At 61.8% G+C, this 25,748-nt stretch carries 26 protein-coding genes and 1 pseudogene; 17 read left to right on the top strand and 10 right to left on the bottom strand.

Annotation, left to right across the window (positions count from 1 at the left end; genetic code table 11):
- Positions 1–166: 166 nt before the first annotated feature.
- Positions 167–505: a DMT family transporter gene (locus AC1ECK_RS00695; protein ID WP_480314891.1), complete on the top strand. Its 339-nt coding sequence runs from the start codon at positions 167–169 to the stop codon at positions 503–505.
- Positions 506–587: 82 nt separating this feature from the next.
- Positions 588–932 carry a DMT family transporter gene (locus tag AC1ECK_RS00700; protein WP_480314893.1) on the top strand — a complete coding sequence of 115 codons (345 nt, stop codon included), beginning with the start codon at positions 588–590 and terminating at the stop codon, positions 930–932.
- 39 nt (positions 933–971) lie between these two features.
- On the opposite strand, the gene argC is transcribed toward AC1ECK_RS00700, so the two are convergent.
- Positions 972–1,901 carry an N-acetyl-gamma-glutamyl-phosphate reductase gene (gene argC, locus AC1ECK_RS00705; protein ID WP_480314895.1) on the bottom strand — a complete coding sequence of 310 codons (930 nt, stop codon included), beginning with the start codon at positions 1,899–1,901 and terminating at the stop codon, positions 972–974.
- Between the two features lie 128 nt (positions 1,902–2,029).
- Here argC and AC1ECK_RS00710 point away from each other — a divergent pair, with 128 nt between their 5' ends.
- From AC1ECK_RS00710 to AC1ECK_RS00755, 10 genes are all read left to right on the top strand, one after another.
- On the top strand, positions 2,030–2,914 hold the full coding sequence (locus AC1ECK_RS00710; RefSeq protein ID WP_480314897.1) for a LysR family transcriptional regulator: 885 nt from the start codon (positions 2,030–2,032) through the stop codon (positions 2,912–2,914).
- Positions 2,915–3,488: 574 nt separating this feature from the next.
- On the top strand, positions 3,489–4,064 hold the full coding sequence (locus tag AC1ECK_RS00715; protein ID WP_480314899.1) for a GNAT family N-acetyltransferase: 576 nt from the start codon (positions 3,489–3,491) through the stop codon (positions 4,062–4,064).
- Between the two features lie 308 nt (positions 4,065–4,372).
- A complete protein-coding gene (gene chrA, locus AC1ECK_RS00720; protein ID WP_480314901.1) occupies positions 4,373–5,608 on the top strand; it encodes a chromate efflux transporter in 1,236 nt (411 codons plus the stop codon).
- Positions 5,609–5,875: 267 nt separating this feature from the next.
- Positions 5,876–6,751, top strand: coding sequence for a MurR/RpiR family transcriptional regulator (locus AC1ECK_RS00725; protein ID WP_480314903.1), 876 nt, complete (start codon positions 5,876–5,878; stop codon positions 6,749–6,751).
- An 89-nt stretch (positions 6,752–6,840) separates the two neighbouring features.
- Complete coding sequence (locus tag AC1ECK_RS00730; RefSeq protein ID WP_480315552.1) at positions 6,841–7,626, top strand: transporter substrate-binding domain-containing protein; 786 nt, start codon at positions 6,841–6,843, stop codon at positions 7,624–7,626.
- Between the two features lie 67 nt (positions 7,627–7,693).
- A complete protein-coding gene (locus AC1ECK_RS00735) occupies positions 7,694–9,055 on the top strand; it encodes an MmgE/PrpD family protein (RefSeq protein ID WP_480314905.1) in 1,362 nt (453 codons plus the stop codon).
- Between the two features lie 108 nt (positions 9,056–9,163).
- On the top strand, positions 9,164–10,135 hold the full coding sequence (locus AC1ECK_RS00740; protein WP_480314907.1) for an agmatinase: 972 nt from the start codon (positions 9,164–9,166) through the stop codon (positions 10,133–10,135).
- An 11-nt stretch (positions 10,136–10,146) separates the two neighbouring features.
- Complete coding sequence (locus AC1ECK_RS00745) at positions 10,147–10,866, top strand: amino acid ABC transporter permease (protein WP_480314909.1); 720 nt, start codon at positions 10,147–10,149, stop codon at positions 10,864–10,866.
- Positions 10,863–11,519 carry an amino acid ABC transporter permease gene (locus tag AC1ECK_RS00750; RefSeq protein ID WP_480314911.1) on the top strand — a complete coding sequence of 219 codons (657 nt, stop codon included), beginning with the start codon at positions 10,863–10,865 and terminating at the stop codon, positions 11,517–11,519. The genes AC1ECK_RS00745 and AC1ECK_RS00750 overlap by 4 nt, the downstream gene beginning before the upstream one ends.
- A complete protein-coding gene (locus tag AC1ECK_RS00755) occupies positions 11,500–12,240 on the top strand; it encodes an amino acid ABC transporter ATP-binding protein (RefSeq protein ID WP_480314913.1) in 741 nt (246 codons plus the stop codon). The genes AC1ECK_RS00750 and AC1ECK_RS00755 overlap by 20 nt, the downstream gene beginning before the upstream one ends.
- Here AC1ECK_RS00755 and AC1ECK_RS00760 read toward each other — a convergent pair.
- Positions 12,239–12,382 (bottom strand): annotated as a pseudogene (locus tag AC1ECK_RS00760) (IS110 family RNA-guided transposase); the annotation flags it as partial. The gene AC1ECK_RS00755 and the pseudogene AC1ECK_RS00760 sit on opposite strands and share 2 nt — an antisense overlap.
- A 138-nt stretch (positions 12,383–12,520) precedes the next feature.
- On the opposite strand from AC1ECK_RS00760, the gene AC1ECK_RS00765 reads away from it, so the two are divergent.
- Positions 12,521–13,243: a nitroreductase gene (locus AC1ECK_RS00765; protein WP_480314915.1), complete on the top strand. Its 723-nt coding sequence runs from the start codon at positions 12,521–12,523 to the stop codon at positions 13,241–13,243.
- Between the two features lie 83 nt (positions 13,244–13,326).
- On the opposite strand, the gene AC1ECK_RS00770 is transcribed toward AC1ECK_RS00765, so the two are convergent.
- Positions 13,327–13,641, bottom strand: a complete 315-nt coding sequence (locus AC1ECK_RS00770; RefSeq protein WP_480314917.1) for a DUF4148 domain-containing protein — start codon at positions 13,639–13,641, stop codon at positions 13,327–13,329.
- Positions 13,642–14,225: 584 nt separating this feature from the next.
- A complete protein-coding gene (locus AC1ECK_RS00775; protein WP_480314919.1) occupies positions 14,226–14,858 on the bottom strand; it encodes a TetR/AcrR family transcriptional regulator in 633 nt (210 codons plus the stop codon).
- A gap of 123 nt (positions 14,859–14,981) precedes the next feature.
- Here AC1ECK_RS00775 and AC1ECK_RS00780 point away from each other — a divergent pair, with 123 nt between their 5' ends.
- The 3 genes from AC1ECK_RS00780 to AC1ECK_RS00790 are packed head-to-tail and all read left to right on the top strand — an operon-like array spanning position 14,982 to position 17,118.
- Positions 14,982–15,716, top strand: coding sequence for an SDR family NAD(P)-dependent oxidoreductase (locus AC1ECK_RS00780; protein WP_480314921.1), 735 nt, complete (start codon positions 14,982–14,984; stop codon positions 15,714–15,716).
- Between the two features lie 10 nt (positions 15,717–15,726).
- Positions 15,727–16,494, top strand: coding sequence for an SDR family NAD(P)-dependent oxidoreductase (locus tag AC1ECK_RS00785; RefSeq protein WP_480314923.1), 768 nt, complete (start codon positions 15,727–15,729; stop codon positions 16,492–16,494).
- A 27-nt stretch (positions 16,495–16,521) separates the two neighbouring features.
- A complete protein-coding gene (locus AC1ECK_RS00790; RefSeq protein WP_480314925.1) occupies positions 16,522–17,118 on the top strand; it encodes an NADPH-dependent F420 reductase in 597 nt (198 codons plus the stop codon).
- A gap of 240 nt (positions 17,119–17,358) precedes the next feature.
- On the opposite strand, the gene wrbA is transcribed toward AC1ECK_RS00790, so the two are convergent.
- Both wrbA and AC1ECK_RS00800 read right to left on the bottom strand, forming a co-directional pair.
- Positions 17,359–17,958: an NAD(P)H:quinone oxidoreductase gene (gene wrbA / locus AC1ECK_RS00795; protein ID WP_480314927.1), complete on the bottom strand. Its 600-nt coding sequence runs from the start codon at positions 17,956–17,958 to the stop codon at positions 17,359–17,361.
- Between the two features lie 99 nt (positions 17,959–18,057).
- Positions 18,058–18,423 (bottom strand): nuclear transport factor 2 family protein, encoded by a 366-nt coding sequence (locus tag AC1ECK_RS00800; protein ID WP_480314929.1) that lies wholly within the window; start codon positions 18,421–18,423, stop codon positions 18,058–18,060.
- Positions 18,424–18,568: 145 nt separating this feature from the next.
- On the opposite strand from AC1ECK_RS00800, the gene AC1ECK_RS00805 reads away from it, so the two are divergent.
- On the top strand, positions 18,569–19,522 hold the full coding sequence (locus AC1ECK_RS00805) for a LysR family transcriptional regulator (protein ID WP_480315554.1): 954 nt from the start codon (positions 18,569–18,571) through the stop codon (positions 19,520–19,522).
- A gap of 110 nt (positions 19,523–19,632) precedes the next feature.
- Here AC1ECK_RS00805 and AC1ECK_RS00810 read toward each other — a convergent pair whose 3' ends face one another.
- The 4 genes from AC1ECK_RS00810 to mdlC form a co-directional block, all read right to left on the bottom strand.
- Positions 19,633–20,769, bottom strand: a complete 1,137-nt coding sequence (locus tag AC1ECK_RS00810; protein WP_480314931.1) for a porin — start codon at positions 20,767–20,769, stop codon at positions 19,633–19,635.
- Positions 20,770–20,998: 229 nt separating this feature from the next.
- Positions 20,999–22,411, bottom strand: coding sequence for an MFS transporter (locus AC1ECK_RS00815; protein WP_480314933.1), 1,413 nt, complete (start codon positions 22,409–22,411; stop codon positions 20,999–21,001).
- 139 nt (positions 22,412–22,550) lie between these two features.
- Entirely contained in the window at positions 22,551–24,002 is a 1,452-nt protein-coding gene (locus tag AC1ECK_RS00820; protein WP_480314935.1) for an aldehyde dehydrogenase, read from the bottom strand.
- A gap of 52 nt (positions 24,003–24,054) precedes the next feature.
- Positions 24,055–25,683, bottom strand: coding sequence for a benzoylformate decarboxylase (mdlC, locus tag AC1ECK_RS00825; protein WP_480314937.1), 1,629 nt, complete (start codon positions 25,681–25,683; stop codon positions 24,055–24,057).
- Positions 25,684–25,748: the final 65 nt, after the last annotated feature.

Genomic DNA, 25,748 nt, shown 5'->3' on the forward strand with positions numbered 1-25,748 from the left:
GGTTCTGGTTATTGGGGGGAACCGGAGACACTCGACGACGCGTCGTACATCATTGACAATTGATCTTCATTTTGAAGCGTGATATTTTCAAAGCGTTTGGGGTACCGCTACCTGTCTCTGCTCGCACTAACGTTCGGTATAAACGTTGTGCTGGCGAGGTACGCGTATGCTCACCACTCAGGCCGCATGGCTCATTCTTGCTGCGAGCGTTGCTGCTGAATCGCTCGGTACAGCCACTCTCAACCTGTCCTCCGGTTTCACCCGCTTACTTCCTTCCGTCGCCACGGCCATGTGCTACGCGACAGCCGTCTGGCTGATGGCTATTGCGACGAAGCGAATCGAAATGGGTATGGCTTATGCGGCCTGGGCGGGAAGCAGCGCCGCGTTGACGGCGGTGATCGGGATCGTCTGGTTTGGCGAGGCATTTAGCGCAATTAAGGCAATCGGAATAGGTACCGCCATATCCGGAATCGTTTTGCTAAATCTCAGCAGCAATGGATCCTAGCACCTGGCTGTCAGCGTAGCGACGTGATGGTATTCTCGGCAAAATGCACATACAGGCTTCCCAATCCGAAGGAAGACAACGAATGATTCCGATCACCAATTCGTTTGCTGCATGGACCGTGGTCCTGGCTTCGGGACTGCTGGAGATCGTTTTCTCCGTGGCCATGAAACTGTCCGATGGTTATACAAAGTTGGTGCCAGGTGCACTGTCGATTGTGGCAGCAATAATGAGCGTCTGGTTGATGAGTTTCACGCTCAAAATCCTGCCGCTGGGTACAGCATATGCCGTCTGGGCCGGCATCGGTGCCGCAGGCACCGCCGTGGTTGGATTGATCTGGTTCCACGAGTCGACCTCGCTCGGTCGCCTGGTGTGCCTTGGCCTGGTTATCGCAGGCATCGTTGGATTGCAGTTTCAGGAAGGCTCCTGATGTCTTTGCGTGCCGAACGTTGGCTCAAGCCATCGGCCACTATTGCTGCGTGAGCATCAGGTTCAGGTTCTGAACCGCAGCGCCGGATGCGCCTTTGCCGAGATTGTCGAAAACCGCGGACAGCAGGACGTGCCCGTGTTCCACGTTAGGAAATACGCTTAAGCGCATGTCGTTCGTACCGTTCAGCACTTGCGGATCCAGGTGCTTTAAGACGGACGATTCGTGCAGCGGCAAGACACGTACGTGGGCCGTCTCGGCATAGTGGCGTGCGAGACATGCGTGTAACGTGGCGCCGTCCACGCCGGGTGCCAGCAGCCGCAACGCCAGGGGCACCGTCAGCACGATGCCCTGGCGGAACGCACCATACGCAGGGACGAAGATCGGACGCTGCGCGAGCCCGGCGTGCTGCTGGATCTCCGGGGTGTGCTTGTGTGCGAGTTCCAGACCATATACCTGGTATGAAGGCGCGTTGACGGCGCCCGGCCGCTCATGTTCATCCACGCCGGCACGCCCGCGTCCGGAGTAGCCGGACACCGCATGAATGCTGACAGGGTAGTGGCCTGGTATGAGCCCAGCCTGCAAGAGGGGACGGAGCAAGCCAATTGCACCTGTCGGATAGCAACCGGGGTTGGTGACCCGACGTGCGTTCGCAATGCGCTCAGCCTGTCCCGGCGTCATTTCCGGAAAGCCGTATGTCCAGTCCGGCTGTGTGCGATGGGCGGAACTGGCGTCGATTACCCTGACGGCAGGATTGACAATCGCGTCCACTGCCTCGCGCGCGGCGGCATCAGGCAAACAGAGGATGGCGATGTCGCAGGCGTTGATGGCTTCTGCGCGACGCCGCGGATCTTTGCGTTCCGCAGCGGCAAGCGTCAACAGTCTAAGGTCGGTCCGGTTGCGCAGCCGTTCGTGGATTTGCAACCCGGTGGTGCCTTGGTCGCCGTCGATGAAAACAACGGGTGAGCTCATACGTGGATACTCCGCTGACTATCGGTTGTAACGGTTAGAACGAGCCGCTATGTTCCATGGACCGCTAGAATAGAGAAAGTTGAATTTCATAACGTGAACATTCAGTTTTTCTGAATCTGGACGTCGACATGCGAGAGATCAGCCTGGACCGCTTGCGCACTCTGGTCGCCATTGCCGACCGTGGCTCATTTGCCGAAGCGGCGCGTGCGTTGCACCTGGCGCCGCCAACGGTCAGCCTCCACATCGCTGAGCTCGAAGACCGCATTGGGGCTCCACTCCTGTCACGCAAGCGCGGACATGTAAAGCCGTCGGCGATAGGAGAGGTGCTGGTGGAGCGCGCGCGTCGACTGCTGGCCGATGCGGAGCAGGCGTTAGACGATATTCAACGCCAGGTGCAGGGGCTCGAAGGCCGCGCGCGGCTCGGTGCGTCGACCGGCGCGTTCGCGCACCTGTTGCCGCAAGCGCTCGAGGTGCTGCGCCAGCACCATCCCGCTATCGACATTCAGGTTGCAGTACTCACTTCGCATGAAACGCTGTCCCGACTCGCGGATGGAACGCTGGATGTTGGGCTGGTCGCACTGCCTCAGCCCCCGGTGGCCGGACTCGTGATCAAGCCTTGGCGCCGCGATCCCGTGATGGCCTTTGTGCCGGCGCATTGGCGGTGTCCGGCTCGCGTCACGCCTGAATGGCTCGCCGCCCAACCTCTCATTCTCAATGACGCGACCACGCGTCTCTCGCGTCTGACGGCGGAGTGGTTCGCGACCGCGGGGCACCATCCTGCGCCGCGCATTCAGCTCAACTACAACGACGCGATCAAGAGTCTGGTGGCGGCAGGTTACGGCGCGGCGCTGTTGCCCCATGAGGCCACGACGCCATTACCCGACCAGCGCATTGTCATGCGTCCGCTGCGCCCGGCGTTGTGGCGCCGGCTCGGCATTGCCCATCGTGCGGGGTACGTCGAGCGTTCCACGCAACACGTACTTGATGTGTTGTGGGGTCTGCGATTGGCGTAGGCGTTGCCATTTGCCGCTTCGGTTCGTTGTCGCTGGGACAGTAACCTATGCACGCCATGACGAACAAAAGGCCGGTTAGCCGATTTGCCTTGGCAACATGCGTTCCGCGCTATGTCAAACAACGGGCCTTGAATCTCCGGCGAAAAAATTACAAATGGCTTGACGAAGGGATCGGGCAGCAAGAGGTTCTTTTAGCACTCCGACTCCATCACCACACTGCCCATTAGCGGGGACCTGACAATATCGTTACGCGCCTCGGGTTACGAGAAATTACATATAGCGGTTTTCGTAAAATACAGTAAGCATCCGCGCTGAGGCGCCGATCAGCTCGGCGCACCTGGCTGCTATGCTTTATTCAGTCGTCCAGTTCTGCCGGGTTTTACCTGCGTAACTCTAAAAGGGACTGTCTGAATTCCGCTTCACAGACCCGCAGGCGCGCGCTTCAATAGCTTCGTGATCATGCCGCTGCAAGTCATGGACTATGACTTTGACGGGTGTTTTTTTCCGGGCGCCGAAAGCTTGCCGCACTCTGCCGGTCCCATTTCGTCGAAGCCAGTCAACGTGCGACAAACCCATGTCCCCACTCTTTACCGAAGTCTACGTCTCCAAGGCATCCCGGGTTCAGCTTCGCCCAGTCGATATGTCCGACGCCCAACGGATATTCGAAATCTGGTCTGATCGCGAAGTGATGCGCTTCTATGACATAGCACCGCTAAACAACATCGATGAGGCCCGACTGCTTGTCTCCGCTATGGTTAAAGAGCTGGCGGAAGGACTAAGTGTGCGCTGGGCCATCGTATCGACACGCAGCATGCGTTTCATTGGCTCATGCGGGTTTAGATTCGATTCCAAGTTCAGTTCGGCAAGTATCAGCTTCGAATTGGAACGTGATTCATGGCGACAGGGTTTGATGCGCGAAGCCCTAACCGCGGCGATTACGCATGCATATGACCACTGGAATATCAACCGTATCCAGGCGGTAACGAGCCTCGAGAATCACGCCTCGATCCGTCTTCTAAGAAACTTGGGGTTTGCTGAGGAAGGTGTGATGCGGCAATGGGGTTACTGGAAGGATGCATTTCACGACGTCCGCCTTTTCTCCCGGATCAGGGCCGATCGATGGGTGATGCAGACATCAATGTCTGCGTGAGGTCACATGCTGGCGGATGCCCGCAGGCTGTTCTAGTGTGATGCTCACTCTACCGGCTCAGTTCATTGCGATAAGTGTCATGCGTGCTGCTGGCCTAATATAGCGCCTTCACAGCAGCGTGCGATATCCTTGGGCGATCACATCGATTGCCAGATACCCAAACAAAACGGCGGACAACAGACTAGCCGCCAGCGTGGCAGGCTCGTTCTAGCTCCCAGGCGATGCGAAGTCAGCTCCGCTCAGTGTCCGCTATCGGGCAATCGATCGGTCCCTCGCGGTTCGTCTCACTCACAGAAAATCACGATCCCATGACAACAGGTATGACCTCATCGCGCCCAGCCCGGACCGGCGCCGCGGCCGAAGTTCTGGCGGTCTTTCTCAGGCTGGGGCTGACCTGTTTCGGCGGTCCCATCGCTCACATTGGCTACTTTCGCCGCGAATTCGTCGAGCGGCGTCGCTGGCTGGATGACGAGACGTTTACCGATCTGGTCGGGCTATGCCAGTTCCTTCCCGGCCCTGCGAGTAGCCAGGTGGGATTCTCGATTGGCCTCCTCAGGGCAGGGTGGCTGGGTGGGCTCGCCGCCTGGTGCGGGTTCACATTGCCCTCCGTCCTGCTCCTGCTCGCCTTCGCAGCCGTTGCCCCAAGCCTCACCGGACCGGTCGGCGGCGGACTGATTCACGGTCTCAAACTCGTCGCCGTCGCTGTCGTGTCCCAAGCCGTGTGGGATATGGCCCGACGATTGTGCCCGGATCATCGCCGGGCCGCCATCGCACTCGTTGCTATCGCAGTGCTCAGCATTCTGACGACTGTCTATGCACAACTCATTGTGATCGCACTCGGCGCAGCACTAGGATTCATCTTTTGTCGGACAGCGTCGCCAACCCGCGCCACTGGTGTGACACAACATGCTCACGAATTCCGTGTGTCACGTGTTGCGGGCGCTGTCGCGCTAACGCTTTTCTGCGTCCTGCTCTTTGGGCTTCCGGCCATGGCGCAATTCAACGGCAGCCAGGCCGTCAAAGTTTTCGACGGTTTCTACCGATCCGGCGCACTCGTCTTCGGCGGTGGTCACGTGGTGCTGCCGCTCTTGCAGCAGCACGCGGTTACAACGGGCTGGGTCTCTTCAAGCGATTTTCTCGCCGGCTACGGCGCCGCACAGGCAGTCCCTGGTCCCCTCTTCACGTTCGCCGCTTTTCTTGGCTGGATGATGGCCCAGGCGCCGAATCATTGGACAGGTGCGCTGCTGGCCACCGTCGGTATCTTTCTGCCTGGACTGCTGCTTGTGCTGGCGGCGTTGCCCTACTGGCAGGCGCTGCGCGCACGCCCCTCGATGGCCGCGGTCCTTGCCGGCGTGAATGCGGCCGTTGTCGGACTGCTGGCGACCGCGCTTTACTCGCCTGTCTGGACCAGCGCGATACGCTCCGGCGTCGACTTTGCCATTGCGACGATTGGCTTTTTCCTGTTGACGCGCTGGAAGGTTCCGCCACTTGCGGTCGTTGTGATCTGTGCGCTGAGCGGTATGGCCGAGGCCCTGCTGATGTAAGTCGCCCAAAGTACCGGCTTATAAAACCGGCTCGGCGGGGCGGTATTCGACGACGCGCATCCGCGCGGGTGATCTCCGACGATTTGAAACGGGCGGCACATCCTTTGTTTCAAGTGTTTCATCCCTGGCGGGGCCGCGCCTTGAGAAACACGCGTCTTCACACAAGGCCTTGTCGGCAAAGCACTTTTCGTTGATTCATTTGATTCGTCGAATTTTGAAAATGAGCCATGTGGTGTATCTTCGATTCAGGATCAACGGTGAATCGATATGGACCGGGACGCACTTTGTGAGTTGCTGAAGGAACGTTACGAACTGCTGCCGAAGCAGGAGCGCGTCGCGGCAAACTACGTCCTCGAGAACCCGAACGAAGTTGCGGTCGTGTCGATGCGCGACCTCGCGCGGCTTGCGAATGTACCGCCGGCGACGATGACGAGGCTCGCGAAGCGGATCGGCTTGCCCGGCTACGAGTCGTTGAAGGCAGTGTTCGTTGAAGCGATGCGTTCGCAAGGCTATGCGTACAGCGGCCGCGCGCAGCAGATGGTGCAGTTGAACCGGCGGATCGGCGGGCATGCGCATGTGCAGGATCTCGCAAGCGAAGTGATCGAGCACATCCGGGCACTGTGCCATCCGGAGAACGTCGCGATGATCGTCCGTGCCGCGCGCCGGCTTGCGAAGGCGCGCCAGATCTACTGTCTCGGACTTCGTTCGTCGTTCGCGGTTGGCTATCAGTTCGAGCACGTCGCTTCGTATTTTGCCGGTAACGTGCGGCTGATCGACGGCGCGGGCGAGAGCGGCGTGATGGCGGTGCTTCATCAGGCGTCGCAGAAGGATGTCGCAATCGTCTGCAGTATGTCGCGTTACGCAAAAAAGACGATCAGCATCGCCAGCCATCTTCACCAGTGTGGCGTTGCAATCATTGCGATCACCGACAGCCCGATGTCGCCAGTGGGCCGGCTCGCGAAGGAGACGATCCTCGTGCGCAACAAGACGTCGTCATTCTTCGACACGATTGTGCCCGCGATGCTTGTCAGCGAGATCCTCGTCATGCTGTTGTCTGCGGAATCCGGGATCGACGTCGAATCGCTGGTGTCGAGCGCGGAGGAGAAATTGATCGGACTTGGTGAATGGTGGGACGTCGAATGAACTGACCGATATGGTGCGTCTTGTGAATGGGAACAGGTCCAGAAAATATAGTTTGCAAACCTAAATAGATTGAGGTGTAAAACATGAAGATGAACGGCAAAAAGTGGGCTGTGGTGGTGGGCGTATGCCTTCTGATGACAGGAATCGGTTCCGCGAACGCGGCTGATGCGTTGCAGCGGATCGAGTCGAGCAAGGTGATTCGCGTCGCGATTCCGACCGACTATGCGCCGTATGGCTTCGTCGGACCAGATATGCAGCCGGAAGGGATCGACGTCGATACGGCAAAGCTCGTTGCGCAAAAGCTCGGCGTGCAGTTGCAGCTTGTACCTGTCACCGCGCCGACGCGCGTAGCGTACCTGCAGACGGGTAAGGCCGACATCACGATCTCCTCGCTCGGCAAGACACCCGAGCGTGAGAAGGTGATCGACTACTCGATTGCGTACGCGCCGTTCTATGACGCCGTGTTCGGTAAGACCGAGCTCCCGGTCAAAAGCTTTGCAGACATGGCGGGCAAGACCGTATCCGTCACACGCGGCTCGATGCAGGATCAGGAAATCACGACGATGGCGCCCGGGGCCGTGATTCGCCGCTTCGAAGATAACAATTCGACAATCCAGGCATTCCTATCTGGTCAGACGCAGATGATGGCAGTCGGCACGACCGTGGTCGCGACAATGAAGAAGGTGCACCCGGATCTGGATGTCAACCTGAAGGCGATCCTGTCGAATTCGCCGTGCTATATCGGCGTGCCGAAAGGGGAGCCGGAGCTTGTGGCGAAACTGAACCAGATCATCCGCGACGCGAAAGCCGACGGCACGATCAACCGGATCGCGATGAAATGGCTTGGAGCGCCAGCAGGCGATCTCCCCGAATGACGAGTCACACGATGCGTTGCTCCATACTGGGGAGCGGCGGCGTCCGTACCGTGTCGGGAGGGTTCGCGTGAGCGCAACGGAAACCGCGATTCGCCGGCTTGCCACGTGGATTGCTGCGCTGACGCCCGCCGATCTTCCGCCGGTCGTCGCGAAGGTTGCGATCCGCGCGACGATCGACACGATCGGCGTCGCGCTCGCCGGCAGTCGAACCGAAGTTGGGTCGCATGCCCGACGCTTCGCGGGCGAGATGTTCGCTAAAGGAGACGCCGCCGTCTGGGGCAGCACACTGGCGTTGAAGGCGCCCGCCGCCGCGTTCGCGAACGGCGTCGCTGCACACGCACTCGACTTTGACGACAACTGCTACGCGGGCTTTGTGCATGCATCGGCGGTCGTTATTCCGGCGGCCTGGGCCGCCGCACAGGCAGCGGGCCGCTCGGGAAGTAGTTACCTCGCATCCTATGTCGCCGGCGCCGAGGTCGAATTCGCCGTTGCCCACGCAATGGGCCTCGCACCCTATCAGCGCGGTTGGTGGACTACAGGTCTTTACGGCACGATTGGCGCCTGTGCGGCCGCCTGTCACGCGTTCGGACTCGATGCGGACACTACCGCGTCGGCGCTCGGGCTCGCAATTGCGGGGACCGGCGGCACGAAGGCGGGTTTTGGTACCGATGCGAAGGCATTGATGGTGGGACATGCCGCACAAGCCGGTGTGGGTGCCGCATTGCTCGCGCGCGAGGGCTGCGTCGGGCCAGATAGCGCGCTCGACGGCCCGAACGGGCTCGCGATGCTGACGGGAGCCGACGCGTATTCCACCGCCCCATTCGACACCCTCGGCCAGACCTGGCGGCTGCTGTCGCCGGGACTCGACGTGAAGCGGATTCCGGTCTGCCTGTCGTCGCATGCGGCTGTCGACGCGTTGCGCGATCTGATTGGCGAGGGCCTCGATGTGCAGCAGATTGAACGGATTGTCTGCGATGTACCGCCGATCGTCGCGAAGAACCTGATCTATACGCGGCCCGCCACGCGTCAGCAAGCGCAGTTCAGTCTGCCGTATGCGCTGGCGGCGACGCTCGTGCACGGCGACGTGACGCTTGCCGGGTTCGAGCCAGCCGGGTTGGCCGCGCCGGAGTTGTTCGCTGCGATGCAACGCGTGCGAATGCACACGTCGAACCGTTGGACCGATCCGGCACTGCTGGCAGACGCGCCGGAAGGTGCGTGGCTGCGCGTCGAAATGCGCGACGGGCGGACTATCGAACGCTTCCGTGCAGCAGCGGTCGGCACGGCCGCGTCGCCAATGAGCGATGCCGAGTTCGATCACAAGTTCATGTCGTGCGCGACTTCGGTGCACGACACCGCAACCGCCGCAACCTGGTTGTCGGCCCTGCGAGAAGTCGAGCGCATCGACACGCTCGCGTCACTGACGCCATAACCTCGAAAGCATCCGGATCCTTGCTGAACGTCACTGTTGACCCGCGTATCCGGATTGCTGAAATTGCCGGCCACAACGCGTGGCTGTTTTCCCTGTTGACTGGAGACAATGATGGATTTTCCGCTGACCGTTCCACCTTCAAAAAAACATCAAAGCTTCCTGTGGTCGCCGATCTGCACGAATCTCGACGAACTCGACGCGCACGTTGCAATTCTCGGGATTCCGTTTGGCCAGGCGTATATCGCCGACCATATCAGCAACGACCAGAGCAAGGCGCCCGACGCGGTGCGGGCGATGAGCGACCGGATCTGCCGGGCGCTGCACCACTACGATTTCGATGTCGGCGGTCCGATCTACGACAACCGTGCGTTGAAGGTCGTCGATTGCGGTAACGTGCCGGCTGACCCGCGCGACCTGAGCACACACGGTCCACGCTCCGAGCAGGCGGTGCGCAAGATCCTGAAGGCGGGCGCGATGCCGATCATCCTCGGCGGCGACCATGCGATCCCGATTCCGGTGCTGCGCGCGTTCGACGACCAGGGACCGATCACGCTCGTGCATATCGATGCACACCTCGACTGGCGCGATGAGATCAACGGCGTACGCGAAGGCTTGTCGAGCACGATCCGCCGTGCGTCCGAAATGGAACACATCGGGGAGATTTTCCAGATCGGGCTCCGCGCTCAGGGCAGCGGCCGGCAGGCAGATTACGACGCGGCAGTGGCATACGGTTCGCATCTGATCCCGGCATACGAAGTGCACGAAGTGGGCATGCAATCCGTGCTCGACCGGATCCCCGCGGGCGGGCGCTATTACCTGACGATCGATGCGGATGGCCTCGATCCGTCAATCGCGCCGGGCGTTGCCGGCCCTGCGCTTGGAGGGATCACCTACGTACAGATGCGTCAGTTGATCCACGGCCTGGTCAAGAAAGGCCGCGTGGTCGGCATGGATATCGTCGAGATCACGCCGTCGGCCGACGTGAACAACATCACATCGATCACCGCGGGCCGGCTCATCGTCAACATGATCGGTGCTGCGGTCCGCGCCGATTACTTCGACGCTCCGCGCGTCGGCTAGCGGATACAACCATGACTTACCAGTTCGATTTCCTGTCGATTCTCGACTACGGGCCGATGCTGGCGAAGGGCGTTGCGCTGACGGTGGAGCTGATCGCCGTCGGCGGTGTAGCGGGGCTGGCACTCGCCGTCGCGTGCGCATGGGGCAAGACGCAGGGGGCGCGCTCGCTGCGCTTCGCTATCGACGCGTACGTCGAACTGTTCCGCAACACTCCGTTCCTGATCCAGTTGTTCTTCGTGTTCTTCGGACTGCCCAGCTTCGGCATTCACATTTCGTCGACCTCGGCTGCATTGCTCGCCACGATGCTGAACCTCGGCGCGTACTGCACCGAGATTCTGCGCGCCGGGATCGCGAGCGTGCCGAAGGGGCAGACGGAAGCAGCGCTCAGTCTCGCGATGACGCGCTGGCAGACGTTTCGCCACGTGATCCTGCGCCCGGCGTTGCGCAAGGTCTGGCCGGCGATATCGAGCCAGCTCGTCATCGTGATGCTCGGCTCGGCAGTGTGCTCGCAGATTTCGGTCGAGGAGCTGTCGTATGCGGCGAACTTCATTCAGGCGCGCAATTTCCGTGCATTCGAAACCTACACGGTGACGACGCTGATCTATTTCGGGCTTGCGGTTGCGCTGCGTGCGGTGCTGCGCGTGATCGGCGATCGCTACGTGGTCGCCCGGAAGCTGAACCCGGCCGCTGCGGCGCCGATCGTCGTGGCGGCGGAAGGAGTATCGCAATGATGACTTTCACGCTGTGGGACGTCGTACGTGGCTTGCTGCTCGCGCTGCGCTGGACGATTGTGTTGTCGATCGCCGCGTTCCTCGCCGGAGGTGCGGTCGGTCTGCTGATGATGACGCTGCGTGTGTCGCAACGGCCGCTTGCGCGCGCCGTCGCGCGCGGATGGATCGAACTGTTCCAGGGAACGCCGCTGCTGATGCAGTTGTTCATGATCTTCTTTGGCCTGGCGCTCTTCGGTGTTGAGGTGCCTGCATGGGTCGCTGCGCTCGTTGGGCTCACCTGCTGGTCGAGCGCGTTTCTCGCGGAAATCTGGCGCGGCTGCGTCGAAGCGGTGCCGCACGGACAATGGGAAGCGTCGGCAAGCCTGGCGATGAGCCGGTCACAGCAGATGCGGCACATTATCCTGCCTCAGGCATTGCGGATTGCGGTGCCCCCGACAGTCGGCTTTCTCGTTCAGATCGTCAAGGGGACAGCCGTCACGTCGATTATCGGCTTTGTCGAACTGGCGAAGGCCGGCAGCGTCATTACGAACGCCACGTTCCAGCCATTCACTACGTTCGGACTGGTCGCATTGATGTATTTCGCGCTGTGCTGGCCGCTATCGGTCTGCAGCCATGTTCTCGAGAGGAAGCTCCATGTCGCTCATCACCATTGAAGATGTCAGGAAGCGCTATGGTGCGCTCGAAGTGCTGAAGGGAATCGACCTGCGCGTCGACAAGGGCGAGGTTATTGCGATCATCGGCAAGAGCGGATCTGGCAAGAGCACGTTGCTGCGGTGCGTGAACGGGCTCGAGCGGATCGACGGCGGTGCGATTCACGTTGGCGATGTCCGTGTGTCCGACGACGACGCGGCGTTGCGCAAGCTGCGGCTAAGGGTCGGTATGATCTTTCAGCAGTTCAACCTGTTTCCGCATATGACGGTCGGACGTAATGTCATGGCCGCACCGATGATCGTGAAGGGTGTGCGCGAGGCCGACGCGCGGCGTATCGCCCGTGCGAACCTTGAGAAAGTCGGACTCGAGGCGAAATTCGACAGTTATCCTGATCAACTATCGGGCGGTCAGCAGCAGCGCGTTGCGATTGCCCGGGCGCTGAGCATGGAACCGGATGCGCTGCTTTGCGACGAGATCACCTCGGCACTCGATCCAGAGCTCGTGAACGAGGTGCTCGCGGTAGTACGCCGGCTTGCCGACGACGGAATGACGTTGATGATGGTCACGCACGAAATGCGTTTCGCGCGCGACGTTTGCGATCGCGTCGTGTTCATGCATCAGGGACGCGTACACGAGACCGGTGCGCCGGACGAGTTGTTCAACCAGCCGCGCACGTCCGAACTGTGCCAGTTTCTCGGCGTCGCGCAGGCCGCGACGGTCTGAGCTTGGCTTGCCACGGGGCAAGGAATGCCAGAATCCTTGCCAGGTCGTTCGGCAGCCGCTTTTCAGCGACCACGCGGTCCGTTTCGTCGATCACACTCACTACGCTGTTGTTCGAATGCAGGTCAATGCCGCTATAGTTCATGATGGCCTTCTTCCGGTTAAAGCGGTTTTGTCAAACTCACTTTAACCCCGTCGCCCGTCAGGGAGGCGGTGGGCGGCCCGCTAGATGATTTTCAATCATGAGTCTATCGAAGCAATTCCAGCAAAATCGGGAGTCTCCATGCATTCCTCTGAACCAGAAGAACTACCTGCCGGCGCGCGCAACAGGCACGATCTTGAGGTAGTGCGACGACTCCTCGACGAGAGATATAGTTGTCGCGCATTTCGGCCGGAGCCAGTTCCCCGAGACGTCATTGAGGAAATTCTCACGTCAGCTCAACGGACAGCCTCCTGGTGCAACAGTCAGTCATGGCATGTCGCAATCACGGAAGGTGAGGGTACTGAGCGACTCAAACGCATCCTGTACGAACACGCGTCGAACGAAGAGCCGCCGGAACCTGACTTTGTATTTCCGCGCGAATACCGCGGCGTCTATCTAGACCGACGACGCGAGAGCGGATTTCAACTCTACAGCGCGTTAGGAATTGAGCGAGGCGATAAGCCCGCCTACACCCGGCAGACACTGGAGAATTTTCGATTGTTTGGCGCTCCGCATGTGGCAATTATCACCACGGACGAGGCGTTAGGGGTCTACGGGGCAATCGACTGTGGATGTTACGTCAACAATTTTTTGCTTGCCGCGCATGCGAGCGGTGTAGCAACAATCCCCCAAGCCGCACTGTCGTCGTATGCGAAGGTCGTCCGGCGAGAATTGAGCTTGGGCGAGGATCGAAAAATGGTCTGTGCAATATCGTTCGGTTATGCCGATGAAGGGCATCCTGCCAATTCGTATCGAACGAATCGCGCGCCGCTCGAAGAGGCTGTCAGGTGGGTCGCTGTGTAGATAGCCGCGCGGTTGTCACTTCAGGGTCGAACGGCCGATGTTAGCAACCGGGCGAATCGCTAACGACTCGCCCGTCAGACTGGTTAGTGAGCAGAGTAAAGCGAGCGCGAGCCGGTAAATACCGAGACCGAGGGAGCGCCGGATTCCGACGAGCCGCTCACCACACCACCAACGCCGCTCGTCGATCCATTCTGTACGGCAACGCGCGCTTCCGCAGCCTGGATGTCCGCTGGATAGCTGGCATTGTCAGCGACTGCGGGGTTGTAACCCGCCTTCTCGAGCTGGACCAGTTGACTACGAACTTCGGCGCGCGTCACGGGTTGATTCGATTGCGCAAACGAAACGACAGGAGCGGACAAAGCGACAGCAATAGCAACAGCCTTGATAAGCGAGTTCATGATCACTACCTCCAGAGATTGTTTTGCAGGGCACTGCAAACAGGTTTGTGTGCAGCCGGTGAACACAGTCTAGGAAGGTAGCGGATTAGGGTAAATACCTAAGTTATGAAATCACTTTTCTTGCAAACGTGACAATGGAGATGTCATGCCAGCGCAAATTCGACGACGTGAAGCGAGCCGGTCTGCTTCCTCGTCGTGGCGCAGCTCATTGGGCATGCCTTGACCGGCGAATGGTTGCGAACCGATCACGTAATCTCGTTGCATCGGTGAAGCAATATAAAGCGCAAAGCGTGAAGGGGGCCTTGGCGCTGGCGGAAACTTGCAGGTGAATTGATCGCCGTTGGCGCCAATCCGCTCTGCTATGGTCCTGACCAGCCAAGCGGAATTGACCGTAACTCATTCAGGTTTGGACGTTCGAAATTGACACCCAAAAGGCGGTCATGATTCGACAAGGGAAGTTCGCGTCGAGGTCGGGCAGGCGACTGACGGGCGCTGGCCGAACTTCCGGGTTCGGCCAGAAGCGGCCAATCGCTCAAGTGCACTAATGGCCATTCGAGTGTCGGCTCCAGCCAGCTTTCCGCCATCTAGTTCGAATCCCCAAGGCTTCCCTGGCAGGAAGTATCCGTCGGCAATTTGATTCGCCGCGTTGCCTTCTTGGCATCGTTGCCCGGCCGACTTGTCAGGATGGCGCTCGTAATGATGTGAACGAGATGATCCGCTCGCGGCGCGAATGAGGGTTGGTCGACCGCCCAGCCGAGGGCCGTTATCAGGGCGAACAGATCGTCCCCATTCATATCGGCGCGCGCCGTTCCCTCGCCCTGAGCACGGAGCAGTAGGCGCGCGCCTGCTGAGTGCACCGCTGCGCACGAAGCATAAAGCGCGGAATCCGGGTTCGTGTGGGCTGCCGCCATCATGGCGACAACACCCCTGTAGCTTTGGGTGAATACCACCAATTCCCGAAACCAGATGAGAAGTGCTTCGTCAGCCGAAGTCGATGTTTCGAGCTCGGCTGCCTTCTGCGTCAGTGGATCCAGATGGGTACACAGCAACGCTTCGAATAGGGCTTCTCGCGTCGGGAAATGACGAAGCAGTGTGGCCAACCCGACGTTGGCCCGGCGAGCAATATCGCGCATCGATGCGTTGGCACCATGATCGGTGACGACGTCACGCGCGATCGTGAGGATTTGGCTGCGATTTTTTTGAGCGTCGGCTCGCATAGGAGATGTTGACAAGTGGATCGGTGATCCATATAGTCTTTATGTGGATCGGTGATCCATATCATACAGCGCTGTCTGGCATTTCTCCAGCTTCCGCGCAACTCCAATGAAAGAGCACATGAAATGAACAGACTGAATGGAAAGACCGCCGTGGTCACCGGCGGCGCTACCGGCATCGGCCTTGCCGCGGCAAAGCGCTTCATCGAGGAAGGCGCTTTCGTCTTCATCTTCGGACGCCGGCAGGAAGCACTCGACGTGGCTTTGGCCGACCTCGGGCCTAATGCCCGTGCGGTGAAGGGCTCGGTCTCCGATCTGACTGACCTCGACCGGCTCTACGCGGCGGTGAAGGCCGAGCGCGGAACCCTCGACATCGTCTTCGCCAATGCCGGGGCGGGAAGCCAGCTTCCGCTCGGCAAGATCACCGCCGAGCACATTGACGAAACCTTCGACACCAATGTGAAGGGCACGATCTTCACGGTCCAGAAGGCGCTGCCGCTGATGGGTCCGGGTGGTTCGATCATCCTGACCGGATCGAGCGCCGGCACCACGGGCGCCCCGGCATTCAGCGCCTACAGCGCCAGCAAGGCGGCAGTGCGCAACTTCGCGAAGACCTGGGCGGAAGACCTGAAGGGCACCGGCATCCGGGTAAACGTGCTGTCGCCCGGGCCGACGGCGACCGAACTTGCGAAGGAAGCGCTGGGCGAGGAAGGCGTGAAAGCCTTCGGCTCGATGACTCCGCTCCAGCGCATGGCCGATCCGGCGGAGATCGGGGCGGTGGCCGCCTTCCTCGCGTCGCAGGACAGCAGCTTCATGACCGCCAGCGAGGTCGCCGTCGACGGCGGCCTGGCGCAAATCTGAGGACAATCAAATGGAACAATCTCTTAAAGGAAAAACCGCTCTCGTTACCGGGGCATCGCGGGGCATTGGCCGTGCCATCGCTGAACGTCTTGCAAAGGATGGTGCGACGGTCGCGCTGACCTACAACGCCAGCAAATCCGGCGCAGACGAAGCGGTCGCGGCTATAGAGAAAGCGGGAGGCACTGCGTTCGCGATCCACGCGGACCTCGTTGACCCGGCGACAGTCCCGGCCTTGTTCGAGAGACTCGACGACGAGTTCACCAAGCGGAAGGGAAGCAAAGCTCTCGATATTCTGGTCAACAACGCCGGCAATTCCGGCTGGGTCGGCTTCAAGGACGCGACGCCGGAGAGTTGGAACGCCCTGATCGCGGTCTACGCCCGCGCGCCCTTCTTCATCGTTCAGGCCGCGCTGGATCGTCTCGCTGATGGTGGACGCATCATCAACATCTCATCCGCTGCCGCCACGAAGCCCGTAACAGCCGCGCCCGTCTATTCGATGGCCAAAGCGGCCATCAACAACCTGACCCATGCGCTCGCGTCCGAGTTGGGGCCGCGCGGAATTACCGCGAACGCCGTAGCGCCGGGCTACACGCGAACGGACGTGAACGCCGCCATCCGGGAGAATCCCGAACTCGTCAAGGCGGTCGAGGCCGAAATCGCACTGGGACGCTTTGGCGAGCCTTCGGAAATCGCCGCTGTCGTGGCGTTTCTGGCCTCCGATGACGGTCACTGGGTGACCGGTCAGACGATTGAAGCGAGCGGCGGCTACAAGCTCTGATCGCGCCGAAAAACCAAAGGAGAACATATGAGCTACGCAATTATCGGCTTCGGCAAGATCGGCTACGCGCTTGCCAAGGCGTTTGCCCGCAGCGGTGTCGAAGTATCCGTTGCAACCACGCGCGACCCGGAAAGCTTTGCGTCCGATACCGCCGCGATCGGACCCGGAATCATTCCCAAAACCCTGGCGGAAGCTGTCAAGGCAGACACCATCTTTTTAGCTGTCCGTTTCGAGTCGCACCCGGAGGTCGCGAAAGCGCTGCCGAATTGGAAAGGAAAGACCATCATCGACGCGATGAACACGTTAGCCCCGCTTGAGGAACTGGACGGTCTCCCGTCCTCAGTTTTCGTCGCGAAGGCGTTCACCGGAGCCAGGCTGGTGAAAGGCTTCAACCATTTGGTCGCTGCCGTCCTTGACCAAGACCCGGCCATACACGGTGGCAGAAGAGTCGTGTTCTTGGCGAGCGACGATGACGGTGCCGCAGCGGAGGTTGGTGCGCTTGCGGAAAAACTCGGTTTCGCGCCAATCAACCTCGGCGGGCTTTCGGAAGGTGGACTGCTTGTGCACGCGCGCGGAAATAGCTGGGGTCAACTGATATTCAAGGATCTCGTCAAGTTCAAATAGCGGCGCGTCACGACAAAGTCACAGCAGCCACGCGCATCACTAAACGCATGCGGGGATCTGATCGAGATTCAGTTAGTGCTTCTGAGCGAGTGCATCATAGCCGCAACGACCCGCCGGCCCCACCTCGCTCCAGCGCTACGGCTTGAAGCATCGATTTGGGCATCCCCGGTTTGGGATGGCCGTCAGGGGCTCCGTCTGGCCATCCCGTCAATGCGTCTGCGAAGCGAATTACATTCGACGCTAACCGAACAGCTTATTTGCGGTCTTGGCGATCAGTTCGCCCTGATGACGTGCGCCGGCAAGCTCGATGGCGCTCGGCTGACGCTGACCTTGTCCGCCGGCAATGGTGGTGGCGCCATAGGGGGCGCCGCCGACAATCTCATCCAGTGTCATCTGCCCCTGGTGGCTGTACGGTAGTCCGACGATAGTCATGCCGAAGTGCAGCAGGTTGGTGATGATCGAGAACAGCGTGGTTTCCTGTCCTCCATGCTGGCTGGCGCTCGACGTGAAGGCGCCGCCAACCTTGCCATTGAGCGCGCCGCTCATCCACAGACCGCCGGCCTGATCCAGAAACGCGGCCATCTGGGAGGTGATGCGCCCGAAACGAGTCGGCGTACCGACGATGATCGCGTCGTAGTGGGCGAGCTCGGCGACCGTGGCGACCGGCGCTTGCTGGTCGAGTTTGAAGTAGGCGCCCTTGGCCACTTCCTCAGGCACGGTTTCCGGCACGCGCTTGACGTCAACTGTGGCACCGGTCGAGCGTGCACCTTCGGCAACAGCATCCGCGAGCGCTTCGACATGCCCATACGATGAGTAATACAGAACCAGAACTTTAGCCATTTGGAACTCCTATTTATGTTGTGTGTAGATTCCGCGGTGAAAAATCAGGTGTTTATCACGATGGTCGTGCACCGGAAAGCCAGGGAGATCACTGCGCGGCTATGACGGTGTGGAATCCAGAAAGACGTAGAGTGCTTCAATCTTCCCGTCGCGAACGATGATGACATCCAAGCCCGTATAGTCGGGCGCCTCGCCACGCGGACCGGAACCCCAGGCAAGGCGGCCGGCATTGTGGAGGGCCTGAGCTTCGCCGTGCGCCGTATAGGCAAAGTGCGGGTGCGTCGCTCGAAGATCTCCGGCGAATTTGTCGAGAGCGTCATGCCCGACGAATTCACCCGGAGGCGCGTAGAGCACACAATCTTCGGTATAGAGTTCCTTGATGGCTGCGCGCCGACGCTCTGCGTCACCTTCGCCGAAGACTTCCTGAAGGTTGCGATAAAGCAGTTCATGAATACGGTCGTTCATTGGGGTTTTCCTTCGTGATGGTTTGTGGACTGAGCCACGTCGCGTTGCGCAACTGTCTCTATTCCCTGTGCAATGAGACAAATCTACGGCAGCGTGCTACTTTTCGAAATGGAAATGATTGAAAACCATCATTGCAGGATTGTCGATGTCAAGACTGCCGGACTTTGAAGGGTTCGCGATGTTCGCGAAGGTCGCCGAAGAAGGTTCGTTTGCAGCCGCGGCGGCGACAATGGGCGTCTCTGTTGCCACGGTTTCCCGGGCGGTCACCCGCCTGGAAGAGCGGCTGGGAGGGAGACTTTTTAACCGTACTTCCCGAAGACTTGCCCTCACGGACTACGGCCATACGCTTGCCGAGCGAGCGGCGAAGATCTACGCCGACGCCGAGGAGGTTGAAGATTTCGCACGTGAGACATCGAGCCGACCGCGCGGCCTCGTCAAGCTCGCTGCACCGCTCTCCTTTGGCGCTTGCTGGGTTGCCCCGCTGCTGCCCGAATTCTTCCAGACCTACCCGGATATTTCCGTGGATCTTCATCTCACGGATACCCATGCGGATCTGATCGGGGAGGGCTTCGACGCCGCGCTCCGTATCGCCATCATGGAAGACTCGTCGCTCGCGGCACGTCTGATTGCACCTGTGCGTCGGTTTGTCGTGGCATCTCCGGCCTATCTGTCTCGCTATGGCCGACCGCAGCACCCACGCGATCTTGGCGCCCACCAATGCGTGACCTACGCCAACAGGAGCAAGCGCGACGTCTGGCACTTTACCCACCAAAGTGGCGAGGAATGTACGATCACACCGGCCGGAGCATTGCGGGTAACCAGCGTGGAAGCGTTACTGCCCATGCTTCTCACGGGACTTGCCATCGCGGAGCTTCCCGAGTTTGTCGCAACACGGTATTTCGTGGACAAACAACTCGAACCGATTCTGACTGGTTGGCGATTGCCCGAAGGCGGTTTGTATTTCGTTACCCCTACGGCTCGCGCACGGCCAGCGAAGGTTAGCGCGCTGGTCGATTTCTTTGTCTCCAGACTTGCCGCAGCGGAATGGAGCGCAGAGACGTTGATGGGTTGGAAACCGCCTGGCCATCGCATCAAATGATTGTGACGCCGCCCGGTTACAGCTCCGATCCCTGACAACAAAGCGTTGCGGTAACCAGTAGGGCCGAAGAAATGTTCGGCCCAGTCGCGGCCATTCGATCGCGCCTCTGTTCAGAAACTATGTCTGATCCCCGCCATCACACCGAGCTGGCCCATGCCCGGCCCGGGTGTGGTGCCACCGCCGCCCTGGCTCACCGTATACGCAGCCTTCGCGCTATTCCACAGATACGCGCCTTGCAGATAGACCGCCGAGCGCTTCGACAACAGATACGTCGTGCGCAGCGCTGCGATCGTGCCGCGCGTATCGTCCTGGCTGTTGACGATGTGATACACGCCGCCATCGACAATGAACGCCGGAGTGACCGGATACGATCCCGTGAGATAGAACTGGTCCGAATGCACGTTGGGTGTCGCGGGCGAGACCGTGTCCACACGGCGGCCAAGCCAGCCGCCGCCAAAGCGCAGATTCCCGATGTGCCCATAGCCGTTCAATTGCAGGCGCACGTCGGTGTCGCCGGGGTTTGTCAGCGCGAAGGTCGGCGTGCCGTCGTAGAGGTCGGCCGCCGCACCTGGGCCACCATGCTGCTCGTCGTAGGCCGCGGCCACGCCGTAGCCATTGCGGTCGTAGCGCAGCATCGCCGACCATTCGCGGCAGGTCTGCGCGCTTCCCGGCACGGAGCCTACGCAGGTGCCCTGGCCCTGCGAGTTGCCGGTGCCGGTGGAATCGCGGCCGAACGACCATGTCGCGCCGAGCGTGAACCCGGCATAGCTGCCCTTGTAGACGATCGTGTTGTCGCTGCGCGCGCTCGGCAAATACTGGTCGAACGACGCGGTGCCGCCGTAGATGTCGGGGCCTAGCAGATCGGCGTCGGAGAGGGCCCAATACGTCATCGTGTATTGGCGGCCGAATGTGAGGCTGCCGTACGGACTATTGAGGCCCACCCATGCCTGGCGCCCGAACAGGCGGCCGCCCTGGTTCAGGGTGCCGCTGCGCATGTTGAAGCCGCTTTCGAGAGTGAAGATCGTCGAGAAGCCGCCGCCGAGCCCTTCGTTGCCGCGCACGCCCCAGCGTGAGGGCATTTCGCCGGTGACGCCGGGCATGCGCACCACGCTGTCGCCGGCTGCATTCGCGTGCGAGACGTACTCGATGCCGGTATCGACGATGCCATACAGCGTAACGCTGCTCTGCGCCCACGCCGTGCCGCCCATGCCCGCGAGCGCGAGCCCTGCTGCAATCCGAAGTTTCATGATCTCCGTGTTCTCCTGTTGTGCCGGTTACGATGCAACGGCATCGTCCGGTCGTGTTATCGATTCGTTTCGGGATGGATCTGGAAATAGGTAATACAGTAGCAATCCTAATCATGTAGCGTGGCTTGCCGGATATGCGCGAAACCTGCAAAGTCACAGAAACATCGAACGTGCGGCGGCTGTTTCCCGGCGAAGGTACTGGCGCCTTCGTCCGGGGGCGCCGCGGTATTTAGCGGCGGGATGCTTTCGTGCCGCCCGGAATGTGCCGCCGGACCATGGCGAGCGCGAGCAGCACGAACGTCATTGCGGCGCCAAGCATCAGCAGATAGCCTGACGCACGGGCCGCCGTGATCACGAGTGCACCAGCGAACGCGCTGAGGATCGCGCCGACGCGGCCGAACGCGAGCGCCGACGCGGTGCCGGTTGCGCGTACACCGGTCGGATAGACATAGGCGCACAACGCGTACATCGTCGACTGGACCGCGTTGACGAACAGGCCGTGCAGCCCGAGACCGACGATCAGCAGTGCGGTGTGCTGCGTCGCGCCGACTCCGAGCATGATCCACGCGCTGAGCGCGCCGCCCGCACAACACAGCAGCAGAGGCCAGCGCGAGCCACTGCGTGAAATGGCGAGTGCGCAGGCGAGCGCGCCGATCACGCCGCCGAGGTTGTAGGCGGAGAGCCCGTATCCCGCGAGCGATACGGACAGCCCTTCGCTCGTGAGCATGGTCGGCAGCCAGCTGAACGCGCTGTACACGGCGAGCAGGCACATGAAGAACGCTGCCCAGATCGCCGCCGTGTCGCGTGCACGGCCGTCGCGAAACAGGGCGGTGAAGCCGACGTGCTTTTCGGCGCTTTGTTCGCGCACGTCGGTGAAGGCTGCATCGGGCGGAACCATGCGTCCCATGCGGGCGAGCAATCGCACGAGATCGGGCCAGCGCTTTGGGCGGCGCGCGAGAAAGCGCGGCGACTCGGGCAAGGCCGCGAGCAGCACCACGGCGAGCAGCAACGGCAACACGCCGCCCGCGAAGAACAGTCCGCGCCAGCCGTACGTGGGCACCACCTGACCCGCGAATAGCCCGGCCAACATGCCGCCGAGCGGCACGCACACGATTGTCGCCGTGACGGCGAAGGTGCGGCTGCGCGCGGGAGTGAACTCAGCGGTGATCGTCGTCGAAGTGGGCAAAGCGCCGCCGATGCCGAGGCCCGCGACGAAGCGCAGCGCCGCGATGGCGGCGATGTTCGGCGCTAGGCCGATCGCACAGGTGGCCGCGCCGAATACGAGCACGCTGCCGATCACAGCCCAGCGACGGCCGAAGCGGTCGGCGAACAGCCCTGCGAAGGCGCTGCCGATCCCCATGCCGGTCAGTCCTGCCGCCACCACGGGTGCGAACGCGTTGCGCGTGATGTGCCACTCCTTGATCAGCACGGGAATCGCGAAGCCGATCAACTGGCTGTCAAAGCCGTCGACCACGATCGCAAGCGCCGCGAGCACCGCCGCGATCCGCTGTAGCAGCGCGTAGGGACCTTCATCGAGCGCATGGCCGATATCGACGGCCGTACCGCCGTACGTGACTGCAGGGCTGCCGGCGCCATCGAGCGGCGCAGCGCCGGCAGCCGGCGCAGAGGGAGTGTGGCTCATCGGTTGTCTCCTTGCTGCGCGTCGTGCGCGCATGCATTTGTAATCGTTGTGCGAGTATCGGCGCTCGCGCGCACGAACTGAATTTCCGATTCGCGCAAAAGTCATGTCGTTTCGGCATGACCTGCGCGCGTGCGGTCAATCAGAACGGATACTGGCGAGGCGTCGTCTGCAGCGTGATCCAGCGCAATTCGGTGAACTCTGCAATGCCCGCCTTGCCGCCGAAGCGGCCGAAGCCGCTGTCCTTGACGCCGCCGAACGGCATCTGCGCTTCGTCGTGCACGGTTGGCCCGTTGATGTGGCAGATGCCGGATTCGATGCGCCGCGCCACGTTCAGGGCCCGCGCGCTGTCGCGGCTGAATACGGCCGACGAGAGTCCGTACGGGTTGTCGTTCGCGCAGGCAATCGAGGCTTCTTCGCCGCGCACGCGCACGATGGCCTTGACGGGGCCGAACGACTCGTCGTGGTAGATGCGCATCGCGGGCGTGACATGATCGAGCAGCGTCGCGGGCATCAGCGTACTGTCGGCCTTGCCGCCGCACACGAGCGTCGCGCCCTTCGCGAGCGCGTCGTCGATCAGCGCATTGCAGCGCTCGACGGTGCTCATGTCGACCACGGAGCCGAGCACCACCGGCCCCTTGCGCGGATCGCCGAGCGGCAGGGCGCGAGCCCTTGCGCCAAGGCGGTCGACGAACGCATCGGCGATAAGCTCGTCGACGACGATGCGCTCGGTCGACATGCAGATCTGCCCCGAGTTTGCGAACGCGCCGAACACGGCTGCGTTGACGGCCGCGTCGAGGTCGGCGTCATCGAGCACGACGAACGGCGCCTTGCCGCCAAGTTCGAGCACCGCGGGCTTGAGATGGCGCGCGCATTGCTCCGCGATCAGGCGGCCCACGCGTGTCGAGCCGGTGAAGTTCACGCGCCGCACCTTCGAATGCGCGATCATCGTTTCGACGATCGTCGCCGCATCCGCGGGGGCGTTCGTCACGAAGTTCACCGTGCCGCGCGGCAGGCCGGCTTCCTGGATCGCTTCGACGATCAGACCGTGCGTCGCCGGACAGATCTCGGAGCCCTTGAGCACGACGGTGTTGCCGCAGGCGAGTGGCAATGCGATTGCGCGCACCGCGAGGATCACTGGCGCATTCCACGGTGCGATGCCAAGCACGACGCCCGCCGGCTGGCGCACGCCCATCGCCAGACTGCCGGGTACGTCGGAGGGAATCAGCTCGCCGCCGATCTGCGTCGTCATCGCGGCCGCCTCGAGCAGGCCTTGCGCGGCGAGATGCACATTGAAGCCGGCCCAAAGGCCCGAGGCGCCGGTCTCGGCCGCCATCGCGGCGGCAAACGCGTCGGCCTTTGCTTCGAGCGCGTGCGCAGCCTTCGTGAGCAAAGCGCGGCGCTCGCCTGGTCCGAGCGCCGACCATGCGGGGAACGCTCGCGCGGCGGCATCCACGGCCGCCTGGGCGTCTTCGATCGTCGCGGCAGGCGCCCGGGAGGCGACGGTTCCATCGAGCGGGTTGCGGCGCTCGAACGTCGCGCCGTTGCGCGCGGCCACCTGTTCACCGTCGATCAACATCGACACTGTCTTCATCGTTTGTCTCCTATCCCATGCAGAGCTCGATTGTCTGCTAAGGGTGATGCGGTTATGCAACGAGCACTTCGACGAGCGCAGGACCTCCGCTCGCGAGTGCGCTGCGCAGCGCGTCCTGCAACTGCGCGGCTTCGTTCACGCGTACGCCGGGGCAGCCCATGCCGCTGGCGATCGTCACGAAGTCGAGGCCGGGCAGGTCGGTACCCTGAACCGGATCCTCGGGGCCGAAGCCGAACACCGGCGCGAAGTCTTGCAGGGCCGCGTAGCGCGTATTGTTCAGGATGACGTATGTAATGGGCAGGCGAAATTGCGCCGCGCTCCAGATCGCCTGGATCGAGTACATGCTGGAGCCGTCGCCGATCAGCGCGATCACGCGTTCGCCGCGGCGCGCGAGCGCAACGCCGACTGCCGCCGGCATGCCGTAGCCGAGGCCGCCGCTATCCATCGTGAGAAAGCCGCCTGCGCGCTCGATCGGCAGATAGGTTTGCATGACCGGTCGCGCGCTTGGTGCTTCCTCGACGACGATGTCTTCGGCGCGGCGAGTCTCTGCAAGCGTTTGCAGCGCAAACGCAACCGACATGCGCTCACCTGGCGCGGCCGGCGGCAGCGCCCGCGGCGGCAGCGGCTGCGGCGCGGGCAGCGCGCGTTCGCGCGGCGCGGGGCGCTCGAGCAGATCGCGCACGCCGAGCCGCACGTTACCGACGGCGGCCACGCCTTGCGGCGTCCAGGCAGCCGTGCCTGGATCGTCGATGAGCTGGCACAGTTGCGCGCCGGGCGGCACGTGCGGGCCGTAGCCCTCGACGTGATAGGTGAAGGCGGGCGCGCCGAGCGCGAAGACGAGATCGTGGCCGCCCAGCAGTTCGACGATGCGCTCGCGCATCGCGGGCAGGAAGCCGGCGAACAGGCGATGCGTCTCGGGGAAGCTACAGCGCCCGCTCATCGGCGCAACGAATACGCGCGCACGATGACGCTCGGCCAGACGCACGACGTCCTCGACGGCGCCGGCACGGTCGACTGCTCCGCCCACCACGAACGCGGGCCGTTCGCACGCGTCGAGCAGCGCGCCGATGCGCGCGAGCATCTCCGGATCGGGCCGCGTGACGTGCGCGACGGCGCGCTCCGGCAAAAGCTCGGCGGGCTGGTCCCAGTCGTCGACGGGAATCGAGACGAACACTGGACCGCGCGGCTCCTGCATCGCGATCGCATAGGCCCGCGCGATGGCGAGCGGCACGTCCTGCGCGCGTGCAGGTTCGATGCTCCATTTCACATAGGGCTTCGGCAGTTCGGTTGCCTGGGACGCCGCGAGGAACGGTTCGAACGGCAGAATCGAACGCGCCTGCTGGCCGGCCGTGATGACGAGCGGCGTACGGTTGCGGAACGCCGTGAAGATGTTGCCCATCGCGTTGCCGACGCCCGCCGCCGAGTGCAGGTTGACGAGCGCCGCATTGCCGCTTGCCTGCGCGTAGCCGTCGGCCATGCCGACCACGACGGCCTCCTGCAGACCGAGCACATAACGGAAATCGGCCGGGAAGTCCCGGAACATCGGCAATTCGGTCGAGCCGGGATTCGCGAAGACCGACGTCATGCCGACCCGGCGGGCGAAGTCGATTACCGCATCGCGCACGGTCGTGCCCTGTGCGATGCGGTTCTGTGTGTCCTGCTGGGGCGCGCTGCCTGCCATCGATGACCTCCTGTTACCTGAGCGCGTTGTGTCGATAGGGCATTATCACGAGGCTCGGGGTAATC

Source organism: Paraburkholderia sp. SSBN10T (assembly GCF_056619545.1).

What these genes read in the sequence shown, in the direction of transcription:
- argC (WP_480314895.1), bottom strand. Translation starts at nt 1,901, where the DNA reads ATGAGCTCACCCGTTGTTTTCATCGACGGCGACCAAGGCACCACCGGG.
- AC1ECK_RS00715 (WP_480314899.1), top strand. Translation starts at nt 3,489, where the DNA reads ATGTCCCCACTCTTTACCGAAGTCTACGTCTCCAAGGCATCCCGGGTT.
- wrbA (WP_480314927.1), bottom strand. Translation starts at nt 17,958, where the DNA reads ATGGCTAAAGTTCTGGTTCTGTATTACTCATCGTATGGGCATGTCGAA.
- AC1ECK_RS00810 (WP_480314931.1), bottom strand. Translation starts at nt 20,769, where the DNA reads ATGAAACTTCGGATTGCAGCAGGGCTCGCGCTCGCGGGCATGGGCGGC.
- AC1ECK_RS00730 (WP_480315552.1), top strand. Translation starts at nt 6,841, where the DNA reads ATGAACGGCAAAAAGTGGGCTGTGGTGGTGGGCGTATGCCTTCTGATG.
- AC1ECK_RS00780 (WP_480314921.1), top strand. Translation starts at nt 14,982, where the DNA reads ATGAACAGACTGAATGGAAAGACCGCCGTGGTCACCGGCGGCGCTACC.
- AC1ECK_RS00765 (WP_480314915.1), top strand. Translation starts at nt 12,521, where the DNA reads ATGCATTCCTCTGAACCAGAAGAACTACCTGCCGGCGCGCGCAACAGG.
- AC1ECK_RS00755 (WP_480314913.1), top strand. Translation starts at nt 11,500, where the DNA reads ATGTCGCTCATCACCATTGAAGATGTCAGGAAGCGCTATGGTGCGCTC.
- AC1ECK_RS00750 (WP_480314911.1), top strand. Translation starts at nt 10,863, where the DNA reads ATGATGACTTTCACGCTGTGGGACGTCGTACGTGGCTTGCTGCTCGCG.
- AC1ECK_RS00770 (WP_480314917.1), bottom strand. Translation starts at nt 13,641, where the DNA reads ATGAACTCGCTTATCAAGGCTGTTGCTATTGCTGTCGCTTTGTCCGCT.
- AC1ECK_RS00740 (WP_480314907.1), top strand. Translation starts at nt 9,164, where the DNA reads ATGATGGATTTTCCGCTGACCGTTCCACCTTCAAAAAAACATCAAAGC.
- AC1ECK_RS00710 (WP_480314897.1), top strand. Translation starts at nt 2,030, where the DNA reads ATGCGAGAGATCAGCCTGGACCGCTTGCGCACTCTGGTCGCCATTGCC.
- chrA (WP_480314901.1), top strand. Translation starts at nt 4,373, where the DNA reads ATGACAACAGGTATGACCTCATCGCGCCCAGCCCGGACCGGCGCCGCG.
- AC1ECK_RS00820 (WP_480314935.1), bottom strand. Translation starts at nt 24,002, where the DNA reads ATGAAGACAGTGTCGATGTTGATCGACGGTGAACAGGTGGCCGCGCGC.
- AC1ECK_RS00745 (WP_480314909.1), top strand. Translation starts at nt 10,147, where the DNA reads ATGACTTACCAGTTCGATTTCCTGTCGATTCTCGACTACGGGCCGATG.
- AC1ECK_RS00700 (WP_480314893.1), top strand. Translation starts at nt 588, where the DNA reads ATGATTCCGATCACCAATTCGTTTGCTGCATGGACCGTGGTCCTGGCT.
- AC1ECK_RS00815 (WP_480314933.1), bottom strand. Translation starts at nt 22,411, where the DNA reads ATGAGCCACACTCCCTCTGCGCCGGCTGCCGGCGCTGCGCCGCTCGAT.
- AC1ECK_RS00790 (WP_480314925.1), top strand. Translation starts at nt 16,522, where the DNA reads ATGAGCTACGCAATTATCGGCTTCGGCAAGATCGGCTACGCGCTTGCC.
- mdlC (WP_480314937.1), bottom strand. Translation starts at nt 25,683, where the DNA reads ATGGCAGGCAGCGCGCCCCAGCAGGACACACAGAACCGCATCGCACAG.
- AC1ECK_RS00785 (WP_480314923.1), top strand. Translation starts at nt 15,727, where the DNA reads ATGGAACAATCTCTTAAAGGAAAAACCGCTCTCGTTACCGGGGCATCG.
- AC1ECK_RS00800 (WP_480314929.1), bottom strand. Translation starts at nt 18,423, where the DNA reads ATGAACGACCGTATTCATGAACTGCTTTATCGCAACCTTCAGGAAGTC.
- AC1ECK_RS00725 (WP_480314903.1), top strand. Translation starts at nt 5,876, where the DNA reads ATGGACCGGGACGCACTTTGTGAGTTGCTGAAGGAACGTTACGAACTG.
- AC1ECK_RS00775 (WP_480314919.1), bottom strand. Translation starts at nt 14,858, where the DNA reads ATGCGAGCCGACGCTCAAAAAAATCGCAGCCAAATCCTCACGATCGCG.
- AC1ECK_RS00695 (WP_480314891.1), top strand. Translation starts at nt 167, where the DNA reads ATGCTCACCACTCAGGCCGCATGGCTCATTCTTGCTGCGAGCGTTGCT.
- AC1ECK_RS00805 (WP_480315554.1), top strand. Translation starts at nt 18,569, where the DNA reads ATGTCAAGACTGCCGGACTTTGAAGGGTTCGCGATGTTCGCGAAGGTC.